This window comes from Limimaricola cinnabarinus (assembly GCF_002723615.1).
GTDB classification, from domain to species: domain Bacteria; phylum Pseudomonadota; class Alphaproteobacteria; order Rhodobacterales; family Rhodobacteraceae; genus Limimaricola; species Limimaricola cinnabarinus_B.
In genome coordinates, this window is record NZ_KZ304956.1 from 1 (window position 1) to 25,232 (window position 25,232).

The window sequence follows — 25,232 nt, forward strand, 5'->3', positions numbered from 1 at the left end:
CGCGGCCTTGTCGCCCGTGCGCGGCGCGGGCTTGGCCGGCGGGGCGGGCTGGGCGCGGGGCGCGGCCGGCGCTTCGGTCAGGCTGCGCGTCGCGGAGGCGAGGTCGCGCACCGATTCCTCGGATTTGTCGACCGCCGCGGCATAGGCGGTGATCATCGGCTGCAACTCGCGCAGCGTCTCCATCAGGAACCGCACCCGCCGGTCCACCATCCAGGCATAGGCGAGAACGCCCGCCAGCATGGCCAGGATCATCGCGTCAATCAGCAGGGTCACCGGCGCGCTCCTCTTTCCGCTCGCCCAGGTCATCGGTCACGCGCAGCGCGACGGCGCCGTTCTTGCGCCGCCCCATCGCGGCGCGGAACATCGCCTGGCCGTTGCACGATACCGTGGCCTCGTGATCCATGTCGACCCCGAGGTCGATGACATCGCCGGGCGCCCAGTCGAGCACCGTGCGCAGGCCGATGCGCATTTCGTGCAGCACGGCGGTGATCCGCGCCTCCGAGCCTTCGATCGAGCGGCCCACCGCCTCGCGCCAGCCGCTGTCGCCGGCCAGCTCGCCGCCCGGAAAGCTCTGCGACAGCATCGGCCGGACGGTGTCGAGCGCGCTGTCGGGAATGACGAAATCAAGCGTGCCGCCGCGCCCCTCGAAGCTGACCTTGAGCGTGATGCGCACCGCCGCCGCATGCGGCGGGGCGAGCACGGCATTGGTCGGCGCGCTCTCCAGATGATCGACCCGGAACCGCACGCCGCCCACCGGCTCGAAGGCGGGCTCCAGCTCGCCCAGCACCAGCTCGGCGAGGCGCTGGCCGAAGCGCCGCTCGATCGCGGTGAAGCTGCGCGGCGTCCAGGGGCGGCTGTCGCCGCTGCGCCCGCCCAGCATGACCTCGAGCACCGAGAACAGCAAATCGGGCGACATCGCCAGCCCGATCCGCCCGTCCCAGGGCTCGGCCCGCGCCACCGCCGTCAGCGTCGGCGCGCCGATGCCCTCGAGCGCGGCGCCGCAAAGCAGGTAGTCGAAGGAGGTCAGCACCGCCTCCGAGGGCATGGTGGTGTAGCTCTTGAAGGCGCTGCCGAGCGCGAGGGCGAAGCGATCGAAGATCGCCTCCAGCAGCGGCAGCCGCTCATAGCTGAGCGAGGCCATCTGGATGATCTGCTCCTCGATGCTGCCATCGGGCAGGCCGCCCTCTGGCTCTCGAAGCGTGCGCTGGTTCATGCGGCTCATTCTTGCGGCCCTACTGGACGATCATGTCTGACACGAGGATTTCATGCGCGATGTCTGCCCCCGCCACCGCGCGGGCGCGGCGCAGCAGCTCGGATTTGAGATCCGCCAGCCCGAGGCTGCCGCGCAGGTCGCGCTCGTCGAGCGTGCGCAGATAATCCTGGAAGCTGTCGCGCAGGTAGATGCGGCGCTCCTCCAGCCGCTCCGCCCCGGGCTGCGAGGCATCGTAGATCAGCGCGAGGTCGAGCTTGAGAAACCGGCTGGTCTGCCGGCCCGAGGCGGTGGTCGCGGTGATGTTGACGATGATCTCCTCGAACGGCATGGCCATGCGCGCCGGATCGCCGGCCAGCGCCGCGCGCAGCACCTCGCCGGCCGCCTCGTCCTCCGGCGCGGCCTCGGCCGCGGCCTCCTGCGCTTCGCCGCCGAGCCCCGCCAGCTGCATCACGCGCGACGGGCCCACCGCCGCCACGAGCCCGCCGCCCAGCGACAGCACCGACAGCGCCACGAGCAAAATCAGCCGCAACCGGCCCGGCCGCGCCTTGGTTTTCGCGCCGATCGCATTCGGGGTCGCATCCGTCATATCGGTTCCCATCCGGTCATCGGAACATGGACAATATGTGTTCTTTGCGCCCAACAGGCAAGAACTTATCCATGACTATACTTGTTCCATCACCGGAATTGCGGATAGTTTCGACACAAAGACCCGTAGCGGCGAGGCCTTGCGTGCAATCCATCATCGACAATCTTTCGGCGCTTGGCCGCCCGCGGCTGATCGCGCTGGCGGCCACCGGTCTCGGGCTGGTGCTGGCGCTGCTGGTGGGGCTCAATGTCGCGCTCGCGCCGAGCTATGCGCCGCTCTATTCCGACCTGACGCTCGCCACCGCCGGGCGCGTGGTCTCGGCGCTGGAGCAGGAGGGCTTCGATGTGGAGCTGTCGGGCGGCGGCACCATCGTCGGCGTGCCGCAGGACGACGTGGCGCGCGCGCGCATGGCGCTGGCCGAACAGGGGCTGCCGGGCGAAGGCGGCGCGGGCTGGGAGATCTTCGACCAGTCCTCGGGGCTCGGCATGAACAGCTTCATGCAGCAGGTCAGCCGGCTGCGCGCGCTCGAAGGCGAGCTGGCGCGCTCGATCCAGACCATCGATGGCATCGACGCGGCGCGCGTGCATCTGGTGCTGCCCGAGCGCGAGGCGTTTTCGCGCTCGCGCCCCGAGCCCTCGGCCTCGGTGATCGTGCGCGGCCGCGCCACCTCCTCGATCTCGCGCAGGCAGGGCCTCGCGATCCGGGCGCTCGTCGCCTCGGCGGTGCCCGAGCTTGCGCCCTCGCGCGTCACCGTGCTTTCGGCCTCGGGCGAGACGATCCTCTCCGAGGAGACCGAGGGCGACGCAAGCGTGCAGGCGGCGGGCGCCTCGATGCAGGAGCGGCTGCAACGCTCGATCACCGAGATGCTGACCGCGCGGGTCGGCGCGGGCAATGCGCGGGTGCAGGTCAATGTCGACCTGTCGACCGAGCGGCAGGTGATCCGCGAGCAGAGCTTCAACCCCGACCAGCAGGTGGTCCGCTCGACCGAGACCCGGCAGGAGGAAAGCCAGGACCGCGCGGGCACCGAACCCGAGGTCGGCGTCGGCAACAACCTGCCCCCAGAGCTGGGCGGCGATGTCGGCGGCGAGCAATCCGCCTCGACCTCGACCCGCACCGACGAGATCGTCAATTACGAGATCGGCTCGACCCAGAGCGAGACGGTGCGCGAGCCGGGCGCGGTCGAGCGGATCTCGGTCGCGGTGCTGGTCAACGGCATCTACAACGTCGCCCCGAACGGCGAGACGGTCTATGAGGAGCGCAGCGCCGAGGAGCTGGCGCGGCTCGAGGCGCTGGTGCGCTCGGCGGTGGGCTATGACGAGGCGCGCGGCGATCTCGTCTCCGTCGACAGCCTGCGCTTCATGGATTACTCGATGGATGTCGGCGCGCCGATCGGCCTGTCGCTGGGCCAGACCATCGCGCAGAATTTCGGCGCGATCCTGCGCGGCACCTTCGCGCTGGCGCTGGTGGCGGCGGTGCTGGGCTTCGGGTTGCGGCCGATGCTGCGCCGGGTGCTGCCCGAGACGGATACGCGGCTCGCTCTCGCGGGTGCCGGGGCGGCGGGGGCCGGTGCGAACGGGGCGCAGGCGCTGGGCTTCGAGGCGGCCGAGAGCGGGCTGCCGCATGGCGTGGGCGCGCTGCCGCAGGCCGCGGAGGCCGGCCTGCCCCGCCTGCCCGCCCAGCAGGCGACCTTCCCGCATGAAAGCCAGCTCGCCACCTATGAGGGCGACGAGATGGTCACCCTCGCCTCGATCGACGGGCCGGTCGGCAAGCGCCGCCTCGTCTCGGTCGGCGAGATGGTCGAGAACGAGCCCGAGGCCTCCTTGAAGGTGGTCCAGGGCTGGCTGGCCGAGGGGGCCTGAGATGTCGCTGTTCGATCGGGATTTCGACCGCGAGCTGGCCGAGGAACGCCGCGCGGTCGCGCAGGTGGACAAGGCCCGCCACACCGATGAGGCGCTCTTGGCCGCCGTCGCCGAAGCCCGCGCCGAGGCGCTCGCGCAGGGCCGCGCCGAAGGGCGCGCCGAGGCCGAGGCCGAGGCCCGCGCCGCCGAAGCCGAGGCGCTTTCGGCCCGGCTGGAGCAGATCGCGCAGCGGCTCGACGAGATGATCGCGGCGCGCGACACCCACCGCGCCGCGCTCGAACGCCAGCTTCTGGGCTATGCCGCGGTCACCGCCGAAAAGGTGCTGCCCGAAATCCTCGACGCGCGCGCCCATGCGCGCGCCCTGGCCCAGATCCGCCGCGGGCTGCGGCTCGGGCTCGACGCGGCGCGGCTCGAGATCGCCTTGCCCGAAGGGGCAGATGACCTGCGGGCCGAGGTGGCGCGGCTGGTGAAGGCGCAGGGCCTCGCCGGGCGCGCCGTGCTGCGCACCGACCCCGCCCTCGCCCCCGGCGACGCGCGCGTCGCCTGGGAGGGCGGACGCCTCGATTACAGCTTTGCCGCGATCTGCGACGAGATCCTCGGCACATTGCGGGCCATCGCCCGCGCCACCCCGCAGACGGAGGACCGCATATGACGGACACCCCCACCAAGACCACCGGCGCCGAGTTTCCCGAGATCGAGGACGATGCCGCGGCGATCTTCGACGAGGCGCCGCAGGCCGAGACCCCGAAGGGCGGGCGCAACATCGAGGCGATGCTCAATGTCGGGCTCGACGTGCAGATCGTGCTGGGCCATGCGCGGCTGCCGATCGCGCAGCTTCTGAAATTCGGCCGCGGCTCGGTGATCGAACTCGACAAGAAGATCGGCGAGCCGGTCGAGGTGATGATCAACGACCGATTGGTGGCGCGCGGCGATCTCGTCAAGCTGGGCGAGGCGCGGATCGGCGTCTCGCTCACCGAGATCGTCAAGGACTACGTCTCGGACGACTGACGCCGCCCATGCCCCGCGCCCCCCTCCTCCTCGCGAGCGCCGCCGCCCTCGCGCTCATCGCCCTGCCCGTCCTGCCCGCCCAGGCGCAGGACGGCGCGGGCGTGCTCGACGCGCTGGGCGACGTCTTCTCGGATGCGCCCCCCGGCTCGGACGAGCGGGCGACCCTGTCGGGGCGGATCATCCAGCTCGTGGCGCTGATGACGGTGCTGTCGATCGCGCCGGGGCTGCTGATGATCATGACCAGCTTCACCCGCTTCGTGATCGTCTTCTCGATCCTGCGCTCGGCGCTGGGGCTCAACCAGTCGCCGCCCAATGTGGTGCTGTCCTCGATGGCGCTGTTCATGACCTTCTTCGTCATGCAGCCGGTGTTCGAACAGGCCTGGGAAAACGGGCTGGAGCCCTTGATGGACAACGCCATCACCGAGGAGCAGGCGCTGGCGCGGATCGGCGATCCGTTCAAGGAGTTCATGTTCGCCAACACCCGCCCGCGCGATCTCGAGCTGTTCCAGGGGCTGGCTGCACGCGCCGACGGCGCCGAGCCCCTGCCCCTGCCCGAGACGGCCCAAGAGGCGGGCTGGCGCGCGCTGATCCCGGCCTTCATGATCTCGGAGCTGCGCCGGGCCTTCTCGATCGGCTTCCTGATCTACCTGCCCTTCGTGGCGATCGACCTGATCGTCGCCTCGGTGCTGATGAGCGCGGGCATGATGATGCTGCCGCCGGTGTTGATCTCCTTGCCGTTCAAGGTGATCTTCTTCGTGCTGATCGACGGCTGGTACATGCTGGCGGGCAGCCTGATGGAAAGCTACGTGCCCCTGGCCGGAGGATGACGATGAACGCGATGACCCCCGCAGGCGCCCCCGAGCCGAGCCCCGTGCGCGCCGCCGCGACGGCGCCCACCCCGCCGCTGCGCCGGCTGCGCGGCCCCGAAAAGGCGGCGATCCTGTTTCTATGCCTGGGCGAAGAGCGCGGCTCCGAGCTGATGCGCAAGCTGCCGCCCGAGGAGATCAGCAAGATCACCCGCGCGGTGGCGCGGCTCGGCGTGGTGCAGGCCGAGCTGGTCGAGGCGGTGCTGGCCGAGTTCTCCGAAGGGGTCGACACCGGCGGCGGCGTGGTGGGATCCCTCGCCACCGCCGAGGGCATGCTGCGCGCCTTCCTGCCCGAGGAGCAGGTCGAGGTGATCCTGCGCGACATTCGCGGCCCCTTGAAGGAGCGCGATCTCTGGGCGCGGTTCTCGGCGATGAACGAAAACACCATCGCCACCTATCTCAAGAGCGAGCACGAGCAGACCGCCGCGGCGATCCTGTCGAATGTCGACACCGAGGTCGCGGCCAAGGTGCTGCCGCTCCTGGGCGAGGAAAAGATGGGCGAGGTGGTCGAGCGGATGATCCGCATGGAGGCGGTGCCGCCCCGGATGATGGCGCAGATCGAGGAGACGCTGCAGGCCGACATGCTCTCGGCGGGCGGCCAGTCGAACGGCGTCGAGATGGAACAGCGCATGGCGGATCTGTTCAACAAGCTCGACCGCGACGTGTTCGAGGGGCTGCAAGCCGCGCTCGACGCGCGCAAGCCCGGCGCGCTCGATGCCATCACCGCCAAGATGTTCACCTTCGACGACCTGATCCGGCTCGACGCGCAGAGCCTCGCGCGGGTGATGCGCGGGCTGACCGGCAACACCCTGCCGCTGGCGCTGCGCGGCGCCAGCAAGGAGATGCGCAGCCATTTCCTCGACGCGCTGACCGCGCGGGCGCGCGACATGCTGCTCGACGAGATGAGCACCATGGGCCCGGTCCGGGGCCGCGACGCGCGCGCCGCCCAGACCATGATCGTCGATTACACCCGCCAGCTTGCCGACGAAGGCGCGATCGAGCTGCCGAGCGCGGGCGACGAGGACGAGGAAATCCTGGAGTGAGGCGGCGCGCGCCGCGCGGCGCCTAGTAGGTGCGGCGCGGCAGCGCGGTGATGGCGCTGATGTCGAGCGTGATCGGCGCGAACCGCCCGCCCGCGCCGGCGTTCACGGCCGCGTTCATCAGCGAGAGCGCGGCATTGGCCGAGGATTGCACCCCCGCCTTGGCGTCCGAGATCGCGACATAGGTGCGCTCGAGCTTTTCGCGCTCGGCCGGGTCCTTGAGCTTTTCGAGGTCGAACTTCTGCTTGAACAGCTCGACCTGCTTGTCGATGTCGAGCCCCGCGGCGCTGGCGGGCACGCCGAGCGCCGTTCGCATGAACTCGCTCAGATCCTTGTCCTTCAGGATGTCGAACCAGGACCTGACCTCGCCCGCCTTGCGGCGGAATTCCAGCACCGTGCCGACCTTCTCGTTCTGCTCGGCCTGGGCGCTTTCGAAGCGCTGGCCGACATAGCGCTCGACCATCTGCGCGCGCCACGCGACATCGCCGGTGTTCTCGTTGGCGTCACCCTCCTTCGAGAAGCCCATGACCTTGTGCATCTCTCGAAAGCGCGGATCGGTCAGCCGGTTCACCAGAGCGTCCGGTTTGCTCGCATCGCTTTCGAGAATCTTCCTGACCATCGCCTTGCCGAAGATCTGGTCCTCGAGATCGAAGGCCTTCATCACGAAGACATAGAGCTCGCGGTCCTCCATCAGCTGCTCGACCGACTGCACCTCGCCGATGCGCTCCTCGAAGGCGGCGATGGCGCGCTTGTCCTGCGCGCCGTCGCGGATCATCTCGATCTGGCGGTCGCGCGTGGCGTCCACCAGCTGCAGGCCCATCCGGGTGTTGAGCCCCGTGAGGCTGATCATCCGACCGCCCGCCGCCCGGCTTCATGCGCCTCTGGCGCAAGCGCCGCCATGGCGGCCTTGTCGCGCGCGGCGATATGCGCGAACAGATCGGCCTCATGCGCGATCACCGGGCGCAGCGCGCGCAGCGCCTTGTAGTAATCGCCGATCGAGACGTAATTCGCCGCTTCGAAGACATGGCCGAGGCTGGGATGGCCGAAGGTCGTGGCGAGATCGGCGAGCTGCTTCTGGATCAGCGGCAGCAGGTCGTCGCGCAGCGCGCTTTTGATCAGCGCGGTCTGGATCAGGTAATAGACCCGCGTCACCGGCGTCGCGGGCGCGTCGTCATCGAGCAGGTCGTGCCCGCGCACCACGTCGGCATGGCTTTCGATGGTCAGCACGTGGCGGCGCGAGGAATTGCGCATCATGCAGCCATTGACGACGATGCGCTCATCGGGCTTGAGGGTGAGCTTCAGCGGCATCTCAGGCCACCTCGGCCACTTGGGGGGCCTGCCCCGCGAGCCCGGCGACGATCGAGCGGTTGATCTCGACAAGCGCGCCGACACCGGCATTGCCGCCCATGACGGCGCTGGTCTGGCGGTCGACGAAGAGCGCGAGCGAAATGAGCCCGGCGCGCAGCTCCGCCGGCAGCCCGTTGCCCGGCTGGGCGAGGTCGAACTGCAATTCGTGCCAGAATTTCTGGTTGGTGGCAAGATCGTCCCGCAGCCCATCGGCCAGGATCGCGCCGCGGTCGAGCTTGCTTTCGGCGCGGTCATAGGCCTCGGCGCGGGCGGCCAGCTGGCCGGTGACGCGGCTGAGGATACGGCGCTCGATCTGGCGGGGGGATTCGCTTTCGCGGATGGTGGTCTTGTAGGCGGCGATGCTCATGCGTTCTGCTCTCGCTCTGGGCCCCGCTCTTCTCGCGGGGTGTGGTGGAGGCGGACGCGGGCATGACCCGAGGATCGCGCGGGCGCGTCAGCCGGTCGAAATCGGTCAGGGGAAGCGGGACCTAGGCCCGGTGGGGAAACGGCCCGCCCAAAGGGGCGGGCCGCATCATTGTTTAACGGAACAGGCTCAGGATCTGCTGCGGCGCCTGATTGGCGATCGAGAGCGACTGCGACGCCAGCTGCTGCTGCACCTGCAGCGCCTGCAGACGGGCCGCTTCCTCTTCCATGTTCGCATCGACCATCGCGCCGACGCCCGAATCAAGGGTATCTGTCAGCGTGCTCAAAAAGTCCTGCTGCGTTCCCAGAGACTTTTCGGCGACGCCCATGGACGTTGCACCATCAAGAGCGGTACTCTTGGCAGTGACCGCAGCAGTCAGCTGAGCATCCATATCCGGTGTCGCACCAGTAATGTTGATAGCAGCGAGGTCATCATATACCTTCTCGAGATCGAGACCAGTAACAGTCATGGTCGTTTGCGACACAGCCGTGGCGCTTGTACGAGTGATACCTGTAGTTATGGTATAAGAATCGGGGGTTCCTTTAGTGCCAGCCTTGATCATATTCTGGCCGTTGAAAGAAGATTGATCGAGAATGGTTTTCGCTTGCGCGACCTTCTCTTTGATCTCCTCCTGAACTTTAGCACGAACCGCTTCAGTTCCTTCCATTGCGAAAGCGATACGCTCGCCAATTTGATTGGCAAGATCAGCGATAGACTCAGCGCCTACACGGCCAGTAGCCACAGCGTTCTTCGTCATCGTAAGGCCTTCGTTAATGGCCTTATTCATACCGCTGTCGCCCTTCATCGTCTCGGAGATCGCGAAGTAGGCGGCATTGTCCTTGCCCGAGGCGACCTTGAGACCGGTCGAGATGCGGTCTTGGGTCTGGTTGAGGTTGTTGTTGATGCCCCGCAGGGTCGAGAGGGCGGACATCGCGGAATTGTTGGTGAGGATCGAAGACATTTTTACTGCTCCAGTTTCTTACTGTTCGATCGTCTTTCTGACGAAGTCGGCATCCGCCGCGGTAACTATGGTTAAAGCCCTCAATTGGGGCGCGTTTGTGGCGCTAGACCGATTTATCCATGGGCGCGCGGGAAAGCGTGTCCTTCGGGTTACGGTGCCCGTTCGCACCATAGAGCCCGCCCAGCCCGTGCCTCGCGCGCAGCCGCTCCAGATCGCGCGCGACGCTGGCGGTGGTCTCGCGCATCCGCTCCAGCATCGCCGCATCGCGCGCGATCAGCACCGACAGATCGGCAAGGCTGTCGCGCAGCTTGGAGGCCGCCTCGTCGCCCTGCCCCAGCGCGGCTTCGATCCAGGCGGTCTGCGCTTCGAGCCGGGCCCCGAGGCGGCTCTTCTCGTCGAGCCGCGCCGCGACGCCCGACAGATCGCCCGACCCGATCGCCGCGACCTCCCGGTCGAGCAATGCCGTCAGCGCCGCGATGTCCTCCATCACGCCATCGGCCCGTGCCTCGCTGCTCGTCTCGCTCATGCGCCCTCTCCCTGGCCTGCATCCTCATAGGCGCCGATCGCGCGCGCCACGCTCTGCGCGATGCCGGTGCTGCCCTGATCGGCGATCTGTTCGGCGAAGGCGCGCGCCAGAAAGCTGCGCCATTGCTCCTCGGCATGGCCGCCGCCGAAGGCGCCGGTGCCGACGCTTTTGAGCATCTCGTCCACCGTCTGGGCGAGGAACATCTCCTCGAACTGCCTGGCCGTCTCCATCGTCTCGGCATCGGGCTCGCGGGTGCGCGCCAGCGGCGCGATCGAAAGCGGTCCGGGGGTGATCTGCATCAGATGATCTCCAGATCGGCGTGAAGCGCGCCCGCGGCCTTGATCGCCTGCAGGATCGAGATGGTCTGGCTGGCGGTGACGCCGATGGCGTTGAGCCCGTCGACGAGGCGCTGCAGGCTGACATCGCCTTCGAGGATCGAGAACTGCGCCTCCTCTTCCTCGACCGTCACCTCAGTCTGCGGCACCACCACGGTGTTGCCGATGGAGATCGGCTCGGGCTGGCTGACCTCGATCTCCTCCTTGACGATCACGGTGAGCCCGCCCTGGCTCACCGCCACCTCGGCGATGCGCACATCCGCGCCGATCACGATGGTGCCCGAGCGCGCGTCGATCACCACCTTGGCGATGGCATCGGGCTGCACGCGCAGCGATTCGATCTCGGCCAGAAGGCCGGGAATGTCGGACTTGCCGGTGGGGCGCACCTCGATCGTGCCCGAATCGAGCGCCGTGGCGCCGCCGCCGAGCCGGTCGTTGATCGCCTGCTCGATCCGCTCGGCGGTGGTGAAATCGGGCGTGCGCAGCGCGATGCGGATGCTGTTCATCTCGTTGATCGCAAAGTCGATCTCGTTCTCGACCGTGGCACCGTTCTCGATCCGCGCCACCGTCGGCACGCCCTCGACGATGCTGGCATTGGCGCCTTGGGCGGCATATCCCGCCACCGCGATCGGCCCCTGGCTCACCGCATAGACCTCGCCATCCGCGCCGGTCAGCGGCGTGACGATCAGCGTGCCGCCGCGCAAGCTCGAGGCGTCGCCCAGCGACGAGACCACCACGTCGATGGTCGAGCCGCGCCGCGCGAAGGGCGGCAGCATGGCGGTGACCATGACGGCGGCGGTGTTCTGGGTGCGCATCTGCTCGTCGGTCAGGTTGCCGACGCCCAAGCGCTCCAGCATCCCCTCGATCGAGCGCTGGGTGAAGGGCGAGTTGCGCAAGGAATCGCCCGTCCCGGCGAGGCCCACCACGAGGCCGTAGCCGACGAGCTGGTTCTCGCGCACGCCCTCGAACTGGGCGATGTCCTTGATCCGCACCTCGGCCATGGCGGGCATGGGGGCGAAGGGCAGCAGGCACACTGCGAGGGCGAGAGCGGGCCGAAGCCCGAACATCCGTGCTGCCATGATCCGCTCTCCTGCCGTGTTCCGCCCCGACCCTAGCGAAACCCGCCACGGCCTAGCAAGGATAGGCGGGATCAATCCATGCACAGGTTGCATTAATGCAAACTGTGCATGGAGGGCTGTCAGAGATAGTTGAGGAAGGACAGCTTGGAGAGCCGCGAGGTGACCATGTAGCTCGCTTCGAGCTGGGTCTGCAGCTCGGTCAGCCGGGTCGCTGCCTCAAAGGGGTCGACATTCTCGATGGCGTTGATCTGGCTGGTGTAGAGATCGCGCTTGGCCGCCTGCGCCTCCATCACCGTCTCGAGCCGCGCCTGCTGCGCGCCGAGCCGGGTCTCGGCCTGCAAGAGCGCGTCGCTGCCGCCCGTCATGGCGGTGACCGCTTCGCTGAGCCAGGCCGTCGCCGCGCCTTCATCGGCGATCTGCGAGATGTCGGTGGTGGCCAGCATCGACAGGCCGCGCAGCAGATCGGTGAAGCCCGGATCATTGGCCTGCACGCCGTAGGTGATCGTCTCGTTCTCGTCGATCCGCGCCGAGAGCCGGTCGGGCGTGGCCGCCGGGGTGCCGTTGTAGAAGCTGCCCTCGAAATCGCCGGTGCCGGGCGCGAAGGCCTCGGCCAGCGCCGCGGCCATGGTCTCGGCCTCGGCGGCACTGCCCGGGCCCGTGCCGATCACCGTCTCGACCATCTCGCGCGGCGAGCGGCCGCCATTCGGGTTGGCCTCGTCGAAGGGCTGCAAGGGCGCGCGGTCGGTGTCGATGCCGGAGAACAGCGCCTCGCCCACATGGCTGCGATTGGCGGTGCCGATGACCTGTTCGAGCGCCATCCGCGCGCTTTGCTGCAAGCTGCCCGAGAACTGCCGGGCGCTGCCCGACTGCAAGGCCAGTTCGATCACCGGCTGGACGCTGGCGCGGATGTCGTTCAGCGCGCTGCTGCCCGATTCGAGCTTGCGCGCCAGCGCGTCGTTGGACTGGACGAAGCCATCGAGCCGGGTGAGTTGGCTGCGCACCGCCAGGGTTTCGGCCGCGCGCGGCCCGAGCGTGCGGTACATCTCCGCATGCTTGCCGGTGCTGACCTCCTGCCCGGCCTTGTCGAGCCGCTGCGACAGCTCGGAAATGTTGCGGCGGCTGGTCAGGGCGTTTTGCAGCGTGGCCGTCATCCTTGTCGAGATCATTGCAAGTCCCTCCTATCGGACCGCGGCCAGAAGCGTGTCCATCATCTCGTCGAGCGTGCGCATGACGGTGGCGTTGGCGGCATAGCTCTGCTCGATCAGCATCAGCTGCTGCAGCTCCTCGTCGATGTTCACCCCCTGCACCGCCGCGCGGGTCCGGGCGGCGGCGTCGCGCCCGGCGCCGAGCGATTCGGCGCGGTCGCGCGCGTCGTTGCGCAGCGCCTGCTGCTCGGACAGGAGCGAGCCGACGAAATCCGACGCCGTGGCCGAAGCCCCCAGCCCCGCCTTCGCGTCGAAGCTCATCTCGCCCGCAAGCGCCTGCGAGAAGGCATCGGCCTGCCCGGTATATCCCGTGGGGCCCGGCGCCGCGGCCCCCATGCCGTCGCGCAGCCGCCAGGCGCCGCCGCCCTGATCCTCGCGCGCGGCGGGGTTGATTGCGATGCGCCGCGCGAGGCCCTCGACCTGTTCGGGATCGAAGGCGTTTTTGCCATCGGTGAACAGCCCCGGCTGGCCGGGCGCGAGCGACGCATCCGCCGCTTCGAAGCCCTGGATCACCGCACCGGCCAGCGTGTCGAGCTGCGCCTGCATCCGCGGCAGCGCGTCGCCGAGCAGTTCGAGCCGCCCGGCAAGGCGTCCTTCCTGCGAGCCGCGCGCCCCGGCCACGCCCGGGGTCACATCGACGCCGTTCACCGACAGGCTGGCCTCGGTGACATCGTATTCCAGCTCATGCGCCGCGTCGTTCTCGACCAGCATCGCGCCGCCCGGCATGGCGACCGAAATGCGCCCCCGTTCATCGCGGCTGACCCGCAGGTCGAGCATCTCGGCCAGACCGTCGAGCGTCTTCGACAGGCTGTCCTCCAGCCCGGCGCGGCGCGGCGTCGCGCCGGGCTCCGCGCTGATCCGGGTGTTGAGCTCGACGACCTCGCGCAGCGTCTCGTTGACCGTGGCCACATCCGAAACGACCGCCGAGGCGGTCTGCTCGCGCACCCGCTCCAGCGCCTCCGCGGTGTCGGCCAGCCCCGTGGCAAAGCCGGTCGCGGCGCGCAGCGCGTCCTGCTGGATGGCGGGCTCGGCCGGGTTGGCGGCCAGCGCGTCGAGCCCCACCTGAAGCTTGGACAGCCGGTCCGACAGGTTGCTGCCCTCGCCGATCCCGCCCAGCGTGGCGGCATAGCTTTCGAGCGCGGCGGCGGTGGCCTGCTGGCCCGCCACGCGCGAGATCTCGATCCGGTGCGCCTGTTCGAGCCGGGCCTCGGTGGCGCGCTGGATGCCCGAAACGGCGACCCCGCCGCCGCCCTGCGAGGTCAGCGGCGCGCTGCGCTTGGCATAGCCCTCGGTCGTGGCATTGGCGATGTTGCCCGAGGTGAGACCGGCCCGGCTTTCCGTGGCGGCGAGCCCGCTGCGGGCCATGGCGAAGGCACTGGTGATGCTCATTTCGATATCTCCAAAAGCCGGGGGCGCGGCGCGTTCTGCGGCCGCCCTGCCCCCTTTTGCGCGTTCAGCGCTTCAGGCGCATCGTCTCGTCGAGCATCTCGTCGACGGTGGTGACGATCTTGGCGTTGGACGAATAGGCCCGCTGGGTGCTGATCAGGTCGGTCAGCTCCTGCGCCACCTCGACATTCGAGCTTTCGAGCGCCCCCGCCGTCAGCGAGCCGGCCGAGCCCTGCCCCGCCTGGTTCAGGCTGAATTTGCCGGAGCTGCGCGACAGCGCATAGGCGTTGCCGTCGCCCGCCAGCAGCCCGTCGGGATTGGCGACCTCGGCCAGCGGAATGTTGTAGAGCGGCTTGCGGCTGCCATTGTTGAAGACGCCGTAGACATCGCCGCGCTCGTCGATCTCGGTGCGCACCAGCACGCCGCTCTCGGCCCCGTCGGAGCCGATCTTGAGCGCCGAGTAATCGCCCGCGAACTGGGTCATGCCGTTATGCTCGTCGGGCGCGCCGAGCGCCACCTCGATCACCTGCGGCTCGGTGCCGTTGTCGACCGTCAGCGTCGCGGTGCCGGTCGCGGGATCGAAGGCGAAATTCGGCGTGTTCTCATCGGCGGGTCTCCCCTCCGAATAGGCCTTCGGCGCGCCGGCCAGCGGGCCGCTGTCGTGGAAATCGACATCGACGCTGCCGTAATCCGTGCCGTCGGAGCCCGAGATGCTGAGCGTCCAGCGGCTTTCGGTCTCGGAGGGCTGCCAGGAGAACTGCATCCGCTCGGCCTCGCCCAGCGGGCTGTAATATTCGGCCGAGCTGAGGAAGGGCTCGCCCGGCGCGTCGAGGCCGGTCTGCTGGGCGGGCAGGTTGCCGCTGACCTTCATCTGCCCGGTCGGCGAGCCGGTCTGCGACAGGCTGCCCAGGTTGACGGTCTTCAAATCGCCGAACTGGTTGCGGTCGACGGTGCCGATCGAGGCGGTCTGATCATAGGGAAAACCGGCGAGGTAATAGCCCGCGGCATTGCGCAGATCGCCGTTCTCGTCGGGCAGGAAGGAGCCCGCACGGGTCAGCATGAAGTTCGTTTCATTGGTTTCGTTGGGCTCTTTCGAGACCACGAAGAAGCCGCTGCCGCCGATCGCCAGATCGGTGCTGCTGTTGGTGGCGCGCAGCGCGCCCTCGGTGCTGACATCGGCCCCTTGCACGGCGCGCACGCCCGAGGACGAGAAGCTCGCATCGTCGCTCAGCGTGCTGGTGGTGACCATCTGCACGAAGCTGCGCCGATAGCCGTCGGTGTTGGCGTTGGCGATGTTCTCCGAGATCCGGCCGACGGCCGTCGAGTTGGCGCGCAGACCGCTGACCCCGGTCTGCATGGCGTAGGAAATGCTCATGATCCTGCCTGTCCTTCATTCGTTGTGCCGCCGGGGCCGTTGCCGCCCGGGCCTGTGAGTGGTGCCGGCCTGCGCCGGCAGGGTGAAGCGGCGACGGCCATCAGCCATCCTTCGCGACGCGTTCGAGCCGGCGCAGGGCCGCATCGGCATCCTGCATCCGGTCCGTGGCGGATTTCTGACCGATCGGCAGCGCCAGCGGCGCCACCGGTGCCAGCGAGCGGGCGATCTCGGCCAGCTCGGGGCTGCGCGCGAGGCGCGGCAGCTCGGCCAGAAGCTCGTCGACCAAGTCGGCATCGCCCGCGCGATGCGCCGAGAGCAGCAGCCGGATCGCCTCGGCCGGGCCGAGACGCGCGGGCGCCTCGCGCCACAGCGCGAGGTAATCGTCGCGCGCCGCCGCCCAGTCGCCGCGATCGAACAGCGCCGTCGCGCGCAGCCGGCGGTAGCTCTCGGAGGGGACATCCATCCGCGTGGCGATGACCCCGGCCCCGTCGCCCGCCGCACTCGACAGCCGGGCGCGCAAGTAAGCCATGCGGTCGCGCAGCTCGGGGGCGGAGGCGGGCGCGGTGCCCAGCGCCGCTGCCGCCTGCGCGGTCTGGCCGCCGCGCAGCAGCGCCTCGGCCTGCGCCAGCCGCAGCGCATCGAGCCGGGCCTGCGGCACGGGTTCGAGCCCGAGGTCGCGCATCACCGCGAGCTGGTCGCGCAGCGCGGCGTATTCGCGCGCCGCCGCATCCGTCGCGCCGATCTCGTAAAGCCGCGCCGCCAGCTTCTCGGCCTGCGCCGCAAAGCCGGGGCGGAACATCAGGTCGGGCGACACCCTGCGATGGGCGGCCACGAAGGCCCCGATCGGCAGCGCGCCGGAGCCGCCGCGGGCGTAAAGCTCGGCCACCATCTCGTCGAGCCGCGCGCCGCTGTCGCGCGCCGCATCGCTGTCGCCGTGGCGGCGCTGGATCTCGGTCAGCGCCCGGATCGCCGCTTCGGTCTCGCCGCGGCCATGCTCGACCTCGGCCAGCCGCTCCAGCGTGGCGATCTCCAGCGCGTCGCCGCGCCACAGGTGCCAGCTTTGCCGCAGGAGCGCCGCGCCGTCCTCGGGCGGCAGCGTGCCGGTCGCCCGGCCCAGATCGATCAGCGCCAGCCGCGCCCTTTGCGCCCAGGCATCGCTGCCGCCCGCCGCCATGGCATAGCTGTCGAAGGCCATCACCGGATTGCCGCCCGCCTGCGCGGCCCGGCCCAGAAGAAAGCGGTAGGCGCTGCCGCCGCGCAGCTCGGCATGGGCGTCGAAGCGCTGCGCCAGGCCATGCGCCGCCTCCCACAGCTTGGCGTCGATCGCCGCTTCGAGAAGCTCGGGCAGCACCGCCGCGCGAAGCGCGGGCGCCAGCGCATCGAGCGCGGGGTCGAGCCGCGACAGCGCCGCGCTGGCGGCCTGCGGCTCGCCCTCGCGGGCCAGCGCCAGCGCGCGCCAGACCGGCCGCTCGGCCCAGTCGCCCGCCTCGGCTTCGATCTGCCGCCGGGCCGGAAGCGGCGGCGACAGCGTGCCGCCATCGACCCCCCAGGCCGCGAGCATGATCCGGTCGCGCCGCCGCTGCTGCGCCGCGTCGAGCCCCTCGGGGCCGGGCTGCGGCAGGCCGTCGAGATAGGAGCGCGCCTCGGGCGCCAGCGCCGCGCCGACCGAAAGCGCGGCGAGATCGAGCAGCAGATCGGCCCGCGCGCGCGGGCCGGGCGCGGCGCCGAGCGCCGCGATCAGCGCGCCGCGCCGATCGAGGTAATCCAGAGCCCCCGCCGCCGCGCCAGGGCCGGATTCGGTCGTGGCGGCGGCGGGCATCTCTGCCGCCGCCGCCGCCGGATCCGCCAGCAAGGCCATCCCCAGGCATATGCTCAGTAATCTTGGCAAATCCGCCACGACCCCATGAATTGATTTGAGTTATCCTTGATCGAATCCCGCAACGAAGCAACAACAGCCTCGGCACCGGCCAACAAGCGCCGGGAATCGTGGGAAACGGGAGACAGCGGGCGATGGACAACGGCACTTATGTTTCGCTGTCGCTGGCCACGGCGATGCACAACGCGCTCGACGTGACGGCCAACAACATCGCCAATGCCAACACCGCCGGCTTCAAGGGCGAGCGGGTGGTGTTCGACAGCTACCTGCACCGCGAGACCGGCCTCGATGGCGGCCAGGACACCGACTTCCTGATCGACCGGGGCTCCTACATGAACCCCGAGCAGGGCGCGATGACCCGCACCGGCAACCCGCTCGACCTTGCGCTGCAGGGCGATGCCTGGTTCGGCTACGAGACCGGCGACGGGCGCACCGCCTATGGCCGCGACGGGCGCTTCGCGCTCGACCCCGACGGCACGCTGGTCACCCTCAACGGCGCCAAGGTGCTCGATGCGGGCGGCGCGCCGATCGCGCTGCCGCCCGATCTGGGCGGCGATGTCTCGATCAGCCAGGACGGCGCGATCTCGACCATGGCGGGCGGGGTGATCGGCCGGATCGGCCTGTTCGAGCTGCCCGACCTGCAATCTTACGAGCGCCTCGGCGCGGGCATGTTCCTTCCGCCCGAGGGGGCCGAGGGGGCGCGCGCCGCCACCGACGGCACCCGCGTCATGCAAGGCATGATCGAGGCGAGCAACATCCAGCCGGTGGTCGAGATGACCCGGCTGATGTCGATCCAGCAGGCCTATGAGCGCGCGCTCAAGCTGGTGAGCGGCGAGGACGACCTCACGCGCGACATGCTGCGCCGCATCGGCAGCGTCAGCTGATCCCTTTTCACGGACCCGACACAGGAGCCCGACCATGAAAGCCCTCGGAATCGCCGCGACCGGCATGCTGGCCCAGCAGACCAATGTCGATGTCATCTCCAACAACATCGCCAACGCCAACACCACCGGCTTCAAATCGAGCCGGGCGGCGTTCCAGGACCTGATCTACGAGACGGTGCGCCGCGAGGGCGCGCTCACCTCCGAAGCCGGGACCGCGCGGCCCACCGGCGTCGATATCGGCTTTGGCGTGGAGACCGCCGGAACCGTGCGGCTCAACACCCAAGGCGGGCTTCTGGCGACCGAGAACCAGCTCGATCTGGCGATCGACGGGCGCGGCTTCTTCGCGGTCAACCTGCCCGATGGCGGCCAGGCCTTCACCCGCGACGGCGCCTTCCAGCTTTCGGCCGAGGGGCAGCTCGTCACCCTGCAGGGCTACGAGCTCGACCCCGGCATCGTCGTGCCCGACAACACCACCCAGATCGAGGTCTCCGAGCAGGGCGTGGTCATGGCCTATGTCGGCGGCGATCCCGCGCCGGTCGAGCTGGGGCGGATCACCATGTCGACCTTCACCAACGCCGCCGGCATGCGCCAGCTCGGCGGCAACCTGCTGGAGGCCACCACCGCCTCGGGCGATGCGGTGCCCGCCAATCCCGGCGACGAAGGCATCGGCATCCTGCGGCAGGGCTATCTGGAGAACTCCAACGTCAACATCATCCAGCAGATCACCGACCTGATCTCGGCGCAGCGCGCCTACGAGATGAACTCCAAGTCGCTCGAGACGGCCGACCAGATGATGACCGCCGCCAACCAGATCAAGTGATGCGCGCGCTGGCCCTTCTCGCGGCGCTCGCCGCCCCGCTCGCGCTGCCCGCGGCCGGCACCGCCGCGCCGCTGCCGGTGCTGGTCGAAGAGCGCGCGCGCGACCATCTGGGCCCCGCCCTGCCCGGGCGGGCCGAGTTCGAGATCGGCTTTGCCGGTCAGCCGCCCAATGAGGCCGCCTTCATCGCCGAATTCTGGATGGACCCGGCCTCGGGCCGCTTCGTCGCCAATGCCGTCGACGAGACCGGCGGGCTGCACCGCGTCAGCGGGCTCGCCGCCGTGATGGTGCCGCTGCCGGTCCCGAACCGGCGGCTGATGCCCGGCGACATCGTCGCGGAGGCCGATCTGACCGAGCTGCGTCTGCCGCAGGCCCGGCTCGGCCCCTATGCGGTGATCGAGCCCGAGGCGGTGATCGGCATGCAGGTGCGCCGGATGCTGCCCGAGGGCCGCCCCGTCATGGTGCAATCGGTGATGCAGCCCCTCGTGATCGACCGCGGCGACGAGGTCACCATCACCTTTTCGGACGGCGCGATGCGTCTCACCGCGCCGGGCCGGGCGCTGTCGGACGCGCATCGCGGACAGGAGGTCCGCATCGTCAACACGTCGAGCAACACCACCCTCACCGGCACCGCCATGGCCGAGGGCATCGTGGAGGTCACCCGTTGAGCTTGAGCCATCTGCGCCCCCTGCCCGTCCTGATGCTGGGGGCGGCGCTGCTGTCGGGCTGCGGCGCGGCGCGCGACCGCTTCGACCGCGAGCCGCAGACCACCGCCATCGCGGTGAACCCGGCGACCATCCCCGAGGCGGCCGCCGTCTCTGTGCCGATGCCGCCGCCTGCCCCCCCGCGCGTCTACCAGCGCGCCGAGGCGGCCTCGCTTTGGGAGCGCAGCGGCTCGGGCGGCTTCTTCGCCGATCAGCGCGCCAGCCAGGTCGGCGACATCCTCACCGTCGACATCGAGATCGACGACCGCGCCCAGCTCAGGAATGCGGGCCAGCGCTCGCGCGATGGGCAGAGCACGCTCGCCTTCCCGGCCCTGTTCGGCTACGGCACCCAGATCGACCGGATCCTGCCCGGCGTCGGCCCCGACGACCTGCCGCAGGGCGACCTCGTCGATATCGGCTCCTCGACCGACGTCTCGGGCTCGGGCTCGATCACCCGCACCGAATCGATCGAGCTGAAGGTCGCGGCGCTGGTGGTGCAGATGCTGCCCAACGGCAATCTCGTCATTGCGGGCCGTCAGGAGGTCAAGGTGAACCAGGAGCTGCGCGAGCTGCGTGTCGCGGGGATCATCCGGCCCGAGGATATCCAGATGAACAACACCATTCCCTATGAGAAGATCGCCGAGGCGCGCATCACCTATGGCGGGCGCGGGCAGCTGTCGCGCACCCAAGAGCGCGGCTATGGCGAGGATGCGATGGACATCATCTTGCCCTACTGACAGGCAAATGCCGCCACGAAGAGGGGGCATCAAGGACCGAACGCACAACACGCGATGGTCCGATGAAATCCATGATCCTGATCGTTTCCCTGCCGCTGGCCTCCCTCGCGGGCGGCTACGCGGCCGGGGTGTATCTCGTGCCCGACAAAGCCGGTCTCGCAAGCGAGGCCGCCGCGGCCGAGCCGCCAGCGGAGGGGGCGGCCCCCCAGGCGGCCCCGGGCATCCCCCCCGCGCCGGTCGATCCAGATGGCGACAGCGAGGCGCACGCGGCCGAAGACGCGGCCCATGCCGAGACCGGCCCCGATCCGGCACAGGCGGCACAGCTCCTGCAGATCGGGCGGCTGACGGTGCCGGTGCTGAAGCCGCGCAGCATCACCTATGTCGTGGCCGACATCGCGCTTGCCTTGCCGGCGGCGGATCTGGTCGCGCAGGTCGAGGACAGCCCCGCGACATTGATGCGGATGCGCGACGCGGTGCTCGCCTCGCTGAGCGAGGCGGCCGCCTCCCCGGCGATGACCGGCCCCGCAATCGACACCGATGCGCTCTCCGCGCGGGTGCTGGGCGATCTCAAGGCGATCGGCATGCCGGTCGAGGAGGTGCTGTTTCCGAATCTCTTCAAGCAGGACGTGGCCCGGCAGGACATTCCGCAGCGCCAGCAGCAGGCCGCCGCCATGACGGCCCCCGCGGCCCCGGAGGCCCCGCAGGCACAGCTGACCAATTGAGCGCGGCGCGCCGCCCCGCCTTGAGCCGGCCGAGGCTGGTGCGGCTCAGCGGATGCTGACGATGCTGTCGGCCGCGATCTCGGCGCCGGAGGCCAGCTGCAGCATCGCCGCGCCGTCGCGGAAGGCGACCCGCTCGACCTGCGCCTCGGCATAGGTGGTGAAGAACACCGGCTCCTCCTCGGCGTCGATCGCGTCGATCTCGACCGTGAAGCTGCCATCGGGCACAGGCAGCCCCTCGCGGTCGAGCCCGTCCCAGACGACCTCGTGGCGCGCCTCCGCCGCGACCGGCAGCCCGTCGATGCGCCGCAGCTCGGTGCCGTCCTCGGCGAGGATCCGCGCCGAGACCGACTTTGCCTCGCCGTTCAGCGCATAGGAAAAGACGCCCCTGCCATCGGCCAGCGCGACCCTCTCGCTCGGGGCCAGCACCTCGCGCCCGATCAGCGTCGCGTCATCGCGCGCATTGGCGGCCGAGAGCCGGGTCTCGATCTTTTCCAGCGTCTCGTTGGTGGTGATCGACTGCTCGACCTGGGTGAGCTGCGCGAGCTGCGACACGAAGGTGGTCGAATCCATCGGCTCCAGCGGGTCCTGGTTGGAAACCTGCGCGATCAGCAGCGTCAGGAAGCTCTGGTAATCGGCGTCGAGCTTGTCGCGGCTCTGGGCGGCGGCGCTGGTGGCGGTTGCCGGTGTGGCGCTGGGCGCGGAAACGCTGTCCATCTGGGGGCTCCGATCGGCCTTAGGTGAGAATGTCGAGTTGCCCGTCGCCCGCGGCGGCGCCTTCGGGTGCGGCGGCGGTGGACGGGTCGGGGGTGGCGGCAGGGTCGACGGTGTCGGCGGTGCCGTCCTCGCCGGGCGCGCCGCGCGGCCGGGCATGTGGCGCGGCGCCCTCGCGCCCGCGCCCCTCGCCCCGCTCGAAGGATTCGAAGCTGAGCTGGCTCTCGTCCTGCGCGGCACCGCTTTCGGCCAGAAGGTTCATCAGGCCGTCGCGGTCGCCGCGCAGCGCCTGCAGCACGGTCTGGTTCTCGGCGCGGATGACCACCTTGAGCTGGCCCGCCTCGCGGCTCAGCTCGATCTCGATCTCTCCGAGCCCCCCGGGGGTGAGCGCGATCCGCGTGCGGCCCTCGACGATCGAGGTTTCGCGGATCTGCGCGGTCAGCGCCCGCGAAAAGCCGCTCGGCGGCGGTGCCGGCGCGGGCGGCGCTGCGGGCGCCTTCAGGGGCGCGGCCGTCTCGACGCCGCGCGCGGGCGCGGCCCCCGGCTCCGCGCCGGGCAGATCGCCCCCCGGATGATCCGGCCCGCCCACCGCCGTCTCGCCGCCGATGAGCCGCGCCTCCGAGATCAGCGCCGAAAAGCTCAAGGGTGCTTGCGCAGGGGCCTGCGCGATCGCGGCGGGTGCGGCCTGCGCCGCCTGTCCGGGGGCTGCGCTCCTTTCCGACGACGCGCCCGGCGCGCCCGCCCGTTCGTGGCCGGGGGCGAGAGCCTGAAGCGGTGTCGGCGGGCCATCGGGCGCCTTGGCGCGCGCAAAGGGCAGCGCGGCGGCGGCCATCCCCGGCTCGGCGGTGGCGGTCGCCCCGGCCGGGGCGGGCGGCGCACCGGCGCTGTCATGCACCGGCGAAGGATGCGCCGGAGCGGGAACCGCGCGCCCGGCAGCGCCGCCCATCGCCGTCGCGGCGGTGTCGAGCAGGTCCGAAATCCGGGTCAGGGCGGCAACCACGCGCCCCGGCGCGGCCCCGCCCATCGCCCTCTCCACTGCCGCGACCGCCTGCGCCGATCCGGGCGGCACCGCGAAGATCAGGGCCGAAGCCGGGCCGGTCTCCTGCCCGGCGGGGAGCAATGCCCCGGCCAACTCGGTGCCATGGGCGGCGTCGAACCCGGCGATCGCCTCGCGCAGTCCGGCCTGCATCTGCGTGATGGCGTCCGCCTGCGCCGCCGCGTCGCCACCGGCGGCGGCAAGCTGCGCCAGCCCGTCCTGCGCCACGGCCTCGAGCTCGGCCTGCAGCGCATCGAGCGGCTGCGCCGCTGTCGCCCGTGCGGGTGCTGCGGCTTGCGCCGCCTGCCCTTCGGGCGCGCGGCCCTGCTGGGCGCTGAGAAGACCGGCAAAGCCCGAAGCGGCCGCGCCGGCCGCGCCTGATGCCCGCAGCCCCGCCAGGGGCGGCGTCTGCCCGGCCGGCAGGGAGGGGGCTGGCACGATCATGTCGGGGCTCAGCCTTCGCGGGCGGTTTCGTCCTGCGCGGTGCGGGCATGGCGCAGCACCGCATCGACGCGCTCGCCGATCTCCCGCAGCCAGGCGTCATGCGTCCGCGCCTCGGGCGCGAAGCGGACCAGATCGGCCGTGGCGCACCCCGCCGCGGGCGGCACGAAGCTCGCATCGAGCGCGCAGAGATAGTCGCGCAGGCGCGGGCTGTTCAGGAACTCGGGGCCGCAGAGAAGCGCGTCGGGCTCGGAGCCGCGCACGACCGCGCCGGTCCACAGGCTGGCCAGCGCGGTGGCAAGGCCGATGCGGAAGGGGGCGGGCATGAGGCCGAGCCGCGCCATTTCGGGGCTGTGGGCCAGCGCGTCGTAGCCCTGCGCCATCAGGTAGAGCGCCTCGGTCTCGCGCTCGATGGGAAAGAGGCCGCGCTGCACCGCATCGATCAGAAGCTCGCCCACCAGCCGCCCCGCGAGCCCGGCGCGGGCGGCATCGCCTGCGCCGGGCCGCAGCGCGGCCTGGTCGAGGATCATCACCAGCGCCCCTTGCGGGGCGTCCACCGCCAGCTCTTCCTCTATCACGTCGCCAAGCGCCAGCGCCGGCAGAAGCTCGGTCTGCTCGGGCAGGATCTGCACGCCCGCCCCGTGGCCACCGCGCGCCAGGCCGATCCGCCGCATCGGCACCAGCGCGTCGAGAAGGGCCCCGAGGCGGGCGCCGCCGTCGCTGTCTTCGGCGCATGCGATATCGCCGCGCCAGATGGCTTCGAGAAGGTCACTGCTCTGCATCGATCCGCCCTGTTTTCCGGGTCTGGTTAGCTCTCCCGCCCCACGCCGCTTTGCGGTTCGTGTCTCGGGTCTCGGGTCTTTTCGCCCCGCCGCGGGCCTGTCCGCGGTGCCTGTTCGGGGCCTGTTCAGATTGTCGGCCAAATGAGGCCGAAATGGGGCAGAAGCGTGGCCCCTGCCCCGCGGGCGCCATGATCGTGACCGATCTGCATCACCCCCGACAGGCCGCCCCGCCCCGCTCAGCGCGGCGCGGCGGCGGCCTCCTGCCCCGGATCGGGATATTCCAGCAACAGGCCGATCCGCCTGTTCTGCGGCGCTTCGGGCCGGTCGGGATAAAGCGGCTGCGTATCGGCGAGGCCGCTCACCCGGGCGATCCGCTCGGGCGGGAACCCGGCCTCGATCAGCGCACGCCGCGTGGCATTGGCGCGGTCCGAGGAGAGCTCCCAGTTGCCATAATCGTTCTGCCGTGCAAACGGCAGCGAATCCGTGTGCCCCGAGATCGCGAGGTCATGCGTCATCTCGCGCACCGTCTCGCCGACGATCTCGATCAGCGCGCGGGTCTGCGGCACGATGCGGGCGCTGCCGGTGGCGAACATCGGGCGCTCCTCCTCGTCGAGGATCTGCATCAGGAGCCCCTCGGGCGTGCGGTCGAGACGCAGGTTGTCGCCGATCTCGGCCAGCGCCGGCTCGGCCGCGATGCGCGCGGCGATCTCCGCCTCGATGGCGTCGAGCCGGGCCTCGCGCCGCTCCTGCGCCGCGCGCATCTGCGCCGCCGCCTCGGCCATGCGGCGCGCCTGCAGCTCCTCCTCGGTCGGCGGCGCGGCCTCGGCGGGCAGATACTCGACCACCACCTGCGGCTCGGCATCGCGCAGCCGGCTGTCGAAGACCTGCAGCGGATCATTCGCGCCGAAATCGGGCAGGTCGGGCGCCTCGACCGGCGGCGCGCCCTCGGAGGCGCGCATCTCCCCGGCCAGTTCGACCACCTGCCCGCGCAGCACGCCGTCGGAGCCGCTCGCCCCCACCGCGCTGACCGCGGGGGTGAAATACTCGGCCAGGCCCTCGAGCGTCTCCTCCTCGCTCGCCGCGAGAATCCACAACAGCAGGAAGAAGGCCATCATCGCGGTCATGAAGTCGGCATAGGCCACCTTCCAGCCGCCGCCATGATGGTCGTCATGGCCGTCATCCTCGACCTTCTTGATGATGATCGTCTGGCCGCCGGCCATGGCCCGTCCTCCTGCGCGCGCCGGGCGGCGCGCCTGTCATGCCCGCGGCGCCGATGCGGCGCCGCGGTGCGCTCCTGCGATGTGGTGGCGAT

The 25,232-nt window shown here is 70.3% G+C and carries 28 protein-coding genes; 10 read left to right on the plus strand and 18 right to left on the minus strand.

Translation table 11 applies throughout. The features are described 5' to 3' along the window. The 3 genes from CJ301_RS07930 to CJ301_RS07940 all read right to left on the minus strand — a co-directional run. A partial coding sequence (locus CJ301_RS07930; RefSeq protein ID WP_099276095.1) for a flagellar motor switch protein occupies positions 1-273 on the minus strand: 273 nt, incomplete at its 3' end. Continuing rightward, the gene (locus CJ301_RS07935; protein WP_099276097.1) at positions 257-1,222 is read right to left on the minus strand and encodes a flagellar motor switch protein FliM; all 966 of its coding nucleotides are present in this window, start codon (positions 1,220-1,222) and stop codon (positions 257-259) included. The genes CJ301_RS07930 and CJ301_RS07935, both read right to left, overlap by 17 nt. A gap of 10 nt (positions 1,223-1,232) precedes the next feature. Continuing rightward, a complete protein-coding gene (locus CJ301_RS07940) occupies positions 1,233-1,799 on the minus strand; it encodes a flagellar basal body-associated FliL family protein (RefSeq protein WP_099276413.1) in 567 nt (188 codons plus the stop codon). Positions 1,800-1,942: 143 nt separating this feature from the next. Between CJ301_RS07940 and fliF the strand changes: the two genes are divergently transcribed. The 5 genes from fliF to CJ301_RS07965 are packed head-to-tail and all read left to right on the plus strand — an operon-like array spanning position 1,943 to position 6,575. Next, on the plus strand, positions 1,943-3,658 hold the full coding sequence (gene fliF / locus CJ301_RS07945) for a flagellar basal-body MS-ring/collar protein FliF (RefSeq protein WP_099276099.1): 1,716 nt from the start codon (positions 1,943-1,945) through the stop codon (positions 3,656-3,658). A 1-nt stretch (position 3,659) separates the two neighbouring features. Further along, positions 3,660-4,310, plus strand: a complete 651-nt coding sequence (locus tag CJ301_RS07950; RefSeq protein WP_099276101.1) for a FliH/SctL family protein — start codon at positions 3,660-3,662, stop codon at positions 4,308-4,310. After that, the gene (locus CJ301_RS07955; protein WP_099276103.1) at positions 4,307-4,666 is read left to right on the plus strand and encodes a FliM/FliN family flagellar motor switch protein; all 360 of its coding nucleotides are present in this window, start codon (positions 4,307-4,309) and stop codon (positions 4,664-4,666) included. The genes CJ301_RS07950 and CJ301_RS07955 overlap by 4 nt, the downstream gene beginning before the upstream one ends. Positions 4,667-4,674: 8 nt before the next feature. Continuing rightward, on the plus strand, positions 4,675-5,493 hold the full coding sequence (gene fliP / locus CJ301_RS07960) for a flagellar type III secretion system pore protein FliP (RefSeq protein WP_099276105.1): 819 nt from the start codon (positions 4,675-4,677) through the stop codon (positions 5,491-5,493). 2 nt (positions 5,494-5,495) lie between these two features. Further along, positions 5,496-6,575, plus strand: coding sequence for a flagellar motor switch protein FliG (locus CJ301_RS07965; RefSeq protein ID WP_099276107.1), 1,080 nt, complete (start codon positions 5,496-5,498; stop codon positions 6,573-6,575). Positions 6,576-6,597: 22 nt separating this feature from the next. Here the strand turns inward: CJ301_RS07965 and CJ301_RS07970 are convergent, their stop codons facing one another. The 11 genes from CJ301_RS07970 to CJ301_RS08020 all read right to left on the minus strand — a co-directional run bounded on the left by CJ301_RS07970 (position 6,598) and on the right by CJ301_RS08020 (position 17,068). After that, entirely contained in the window at positions 6,598-7,422 is an 825-nt protein-coding gene (locus CJ301_RS07970; RefSeq protein WP_099276109.1) for a DUF1217 domain-containing protein, read from the minus strand. Continuing rightward, positions 7,419-7,880 (minus strand): flagellar biosynthesis repressor FlbT, encoded by a 462-nt coding sequence (locus tag CJ301_RS07975; RefSeq protein ID WP_099276111.1) that lies wholly within the window; start codon positions 7,878-7,880, stop codon positions 7,419-7,421. The genes CJ301_RS07970 and CJ301_RS07975 overlap by 4 nt, the downstream gene beginning before the upstream one ends. Before the next feature lies 1 nt (position 7,881). Further along, positions 7,882-8,286 carry a flagellar biosynthesis regulator FlaF gene (locus CJ301_RS07980; protein ID WP_099276113.1) on the minus strand — a complete coding sequence of 135 codons (405 nt, stop codon included), beginning with the start codon at positions 8,284-8,286 and terminating at the stop codon, positions 7,882-7,884. Between the two features lie 172 nt (positions 8,287-8,458). Then, the gene (locus CJ301_RS07985) at positions 8,459-9,304 is read right to left on the minus strand and encodes a flagellin (protein ID WP_099276115.1); all 846 of its coding nucleotides are present in this window, start codon (positions 9,302-9,304) and stop codon (positions 8,459-8,461) included. 103 nt (positions 9,305-9,407) lie between these two features. Then, positions 9,408-9,830: a hypothetical protein gene (locus CJ301_RS07990; protein ID WP_099276117.1), complete on the minus strand. Its 423-nt coding sequence runs from the start codon at positions 9,828-9,830 to the stop codon at positions 9,408-9,410. After that, positions 9,827-10,129 carry a rod-binding protein gene (locus CJ301_RS07995; RefSeq protein ID WP_099276119.1) on the minus strand — a complete coding sequence of 101 codons (303 nt, stop codon included), beginning with the start codon at positions 10,127-10,129 and terminating at the stop codon, positions 9,827-9,829. The genes CJ301_RS07990 and CJ301_RS07995 overlap by 4 nt, the downstream gene beginning before the upstream one ends. After that, entirely contained in the window at positions 10,129-11,244 is a 1,116-nt protein-coding gene (locus CJ301_RS08000; RefSeq protein WP_099276121.1) for a flagellar basal body P-ring protein FlgI, read from the minus strand. Before CJ301_RS08000 ends, CJ301_RS07995 begins: the two co-directional genes overlap by 1 nt. 119 nt (positions 11,245-11,363) lie before the next feature. Beyond that, complete coding sequence (locus CJ301_RS08005) at positions 11,364-12,410, minus strand: flagellin (RefSeq protein WP_099276123.1); 1,047 nt, start codon at positions 12,408-12,410, stop codon at positions 11,364-11,366. 12 nt (positions 12,411-12,422) lie between these two features. After that, positions 12,423-13,838: a flagellar hook-associated protein FlgK gene (flgK, locus tag CJ301_RS08010; protein WP_099276125.1), complete on the minus strand. Its 1,416-nt coding sequence runs from the start codon at positions 13,836-13,838 to the stop codon at positions 12,423-12,425. 64 nt (positions 13,839-13,902) lie between these two features. Continuing rightward, entirely contained in the window at positions 13,903-15,210 is a 1,308-nt protein-coding gene (locus tag CJ301_RS08015; RefSeq protein WP_099276127.1) for a flagellar hook protein FlgE, read from the minus strand. 100 nt (positions 15,211-15,310) lie between these two features. After that, the gene (locus CJ301_RS08020; RefSeq protein WP_099276129.1) at positions 15,311-17,068 is read right to left on the minus strand and encodes a hypothetical protein; all 1,758 of its coding nucleotides are present in this window, start codon (positions 17,066-17,068) and stop codon (positions 15,311-15,313) included. A 152-nt stretch (positions 17,069-17,220) separates the two neighbouring features. On the opposite strand from CJ301_RS08020, the gene flgF reads away from it, so the two are divergent. From flgF to CJ301_RS08045, 5 genes are all read left to right on the plus strand, one after another. Next, positions 17,221-17,970, plus strand: coding sequence for a flagellar basal-body rod protein FlgF (gene flgF, locus CJ301_RS08025; RefSeq protein ID WP_099276131.1), 750 nt, complete (start codon positions 17,221-17,223; stop codon positions 17,968-17,970). Positions 17,971-18,004: 34 nt separating this feature from the next. Next, positions 18,005-18,790, plus strand: coding sequence for a flagellar basal-body rod protein FlgG (gene flgG / locus CJ301_RS08030; protein ID WP_099276133.1), 786 nt, complete (start codon positions 18,005-18,007; stop codon positions 18,788-18,790). Beyond that, complete coding sequence (flgA, locus tag CJ301_RS08035; RefSeq protein ID WP_099276135.1) at positions 18,790-19,455, plus strand: flagellar basal body P-ring formation chaperone FlgA; 666 nt, start codon at positions 18,790-18,792, stop codon at positions 19,453-19,455. The genes flgG and flgA overlap by 1 nt, the downstream gene beginning before the upstream one ends. Beyond that, entirely contained in the window at positions 19,452-20,228 is a 777-nt protein-coding gene (gene flgH, locus CJ301_RS08040; RefSeq protein ID WP_099276137.1) for a flagellar basal body L-ring protein FlgH, read from the plus strand. Before flgA ends, flgH begins: the two co-directional genes overlap by 4 nt. 71 nt (positions 20,229-20,299) lie before the next feature. After that, positions 20,300-20,950, plus strand: coding sequence for a hypothetical protein (locus CJ301_RS08045; RefSeq protein WP_162620458.1), 651 nt, complete (start codon positions 20,300-20,302; stop codon positions 20,948-20,950). Positions 20,951-20,995: 45 nt separating this feature from the next. On the opposite strand, the gene CJ301_RS08050 is transcribed toward CJ301_RS08045, so the two are convergent. From CJ301_RS08050 to CJ301_RS08065, 4 genes are all read right to left on the minus strand, one after another. Further along, positions 20,996-21,664, minus strand: a complete 669-nt coding sequence (locus CJ301_RS08050; RefSeq protein ID WP_099276141.1) for a flagellar hook assembly protein FlgD — start codon at positions 21,662-21,664, stop codon at positions 20,996-20,998. Between the two features lie 19 nt (positions 21,665-21,683). Next, the gene (locus CJ301_RS08055) at positions 21,684-23,141 is read right to left on the minus strand and encodes a flagellar hook-length control protein FliK (protein WP_099276143.1); all 1,458 of its coding nucleotides are present in this window, start codon (positions 23,139-23,141) and stop codon (positions 21,684-21,686) included. A gap of 8 nt (positions 23,142-23,149) precedes the next feature. Further along, positions 23,150-23,920, minus strand: a complete 771-nt coding sequence (locus CJ301_RS08060; RefSeq protein WP_099276145.1) for a hypothetical protein — start codon at positions 23,918-23,920, stop codon at positions 23,150-23,152. A 236-nt stretch (positions 23,921-24,156) separates the two neighbouring features. Then, a complete protein-coding gene (locus tag CJ301_RS08065; RefSeq protein WP_099276147.1) occupies positions 24,157-25,140 on the minus strand; it encodes a flagellar motor protein MotB in 984 nt (327 codons plus the stop codon). Positions 25,141-25,232 lie beyond the last annotated feature (92 nt).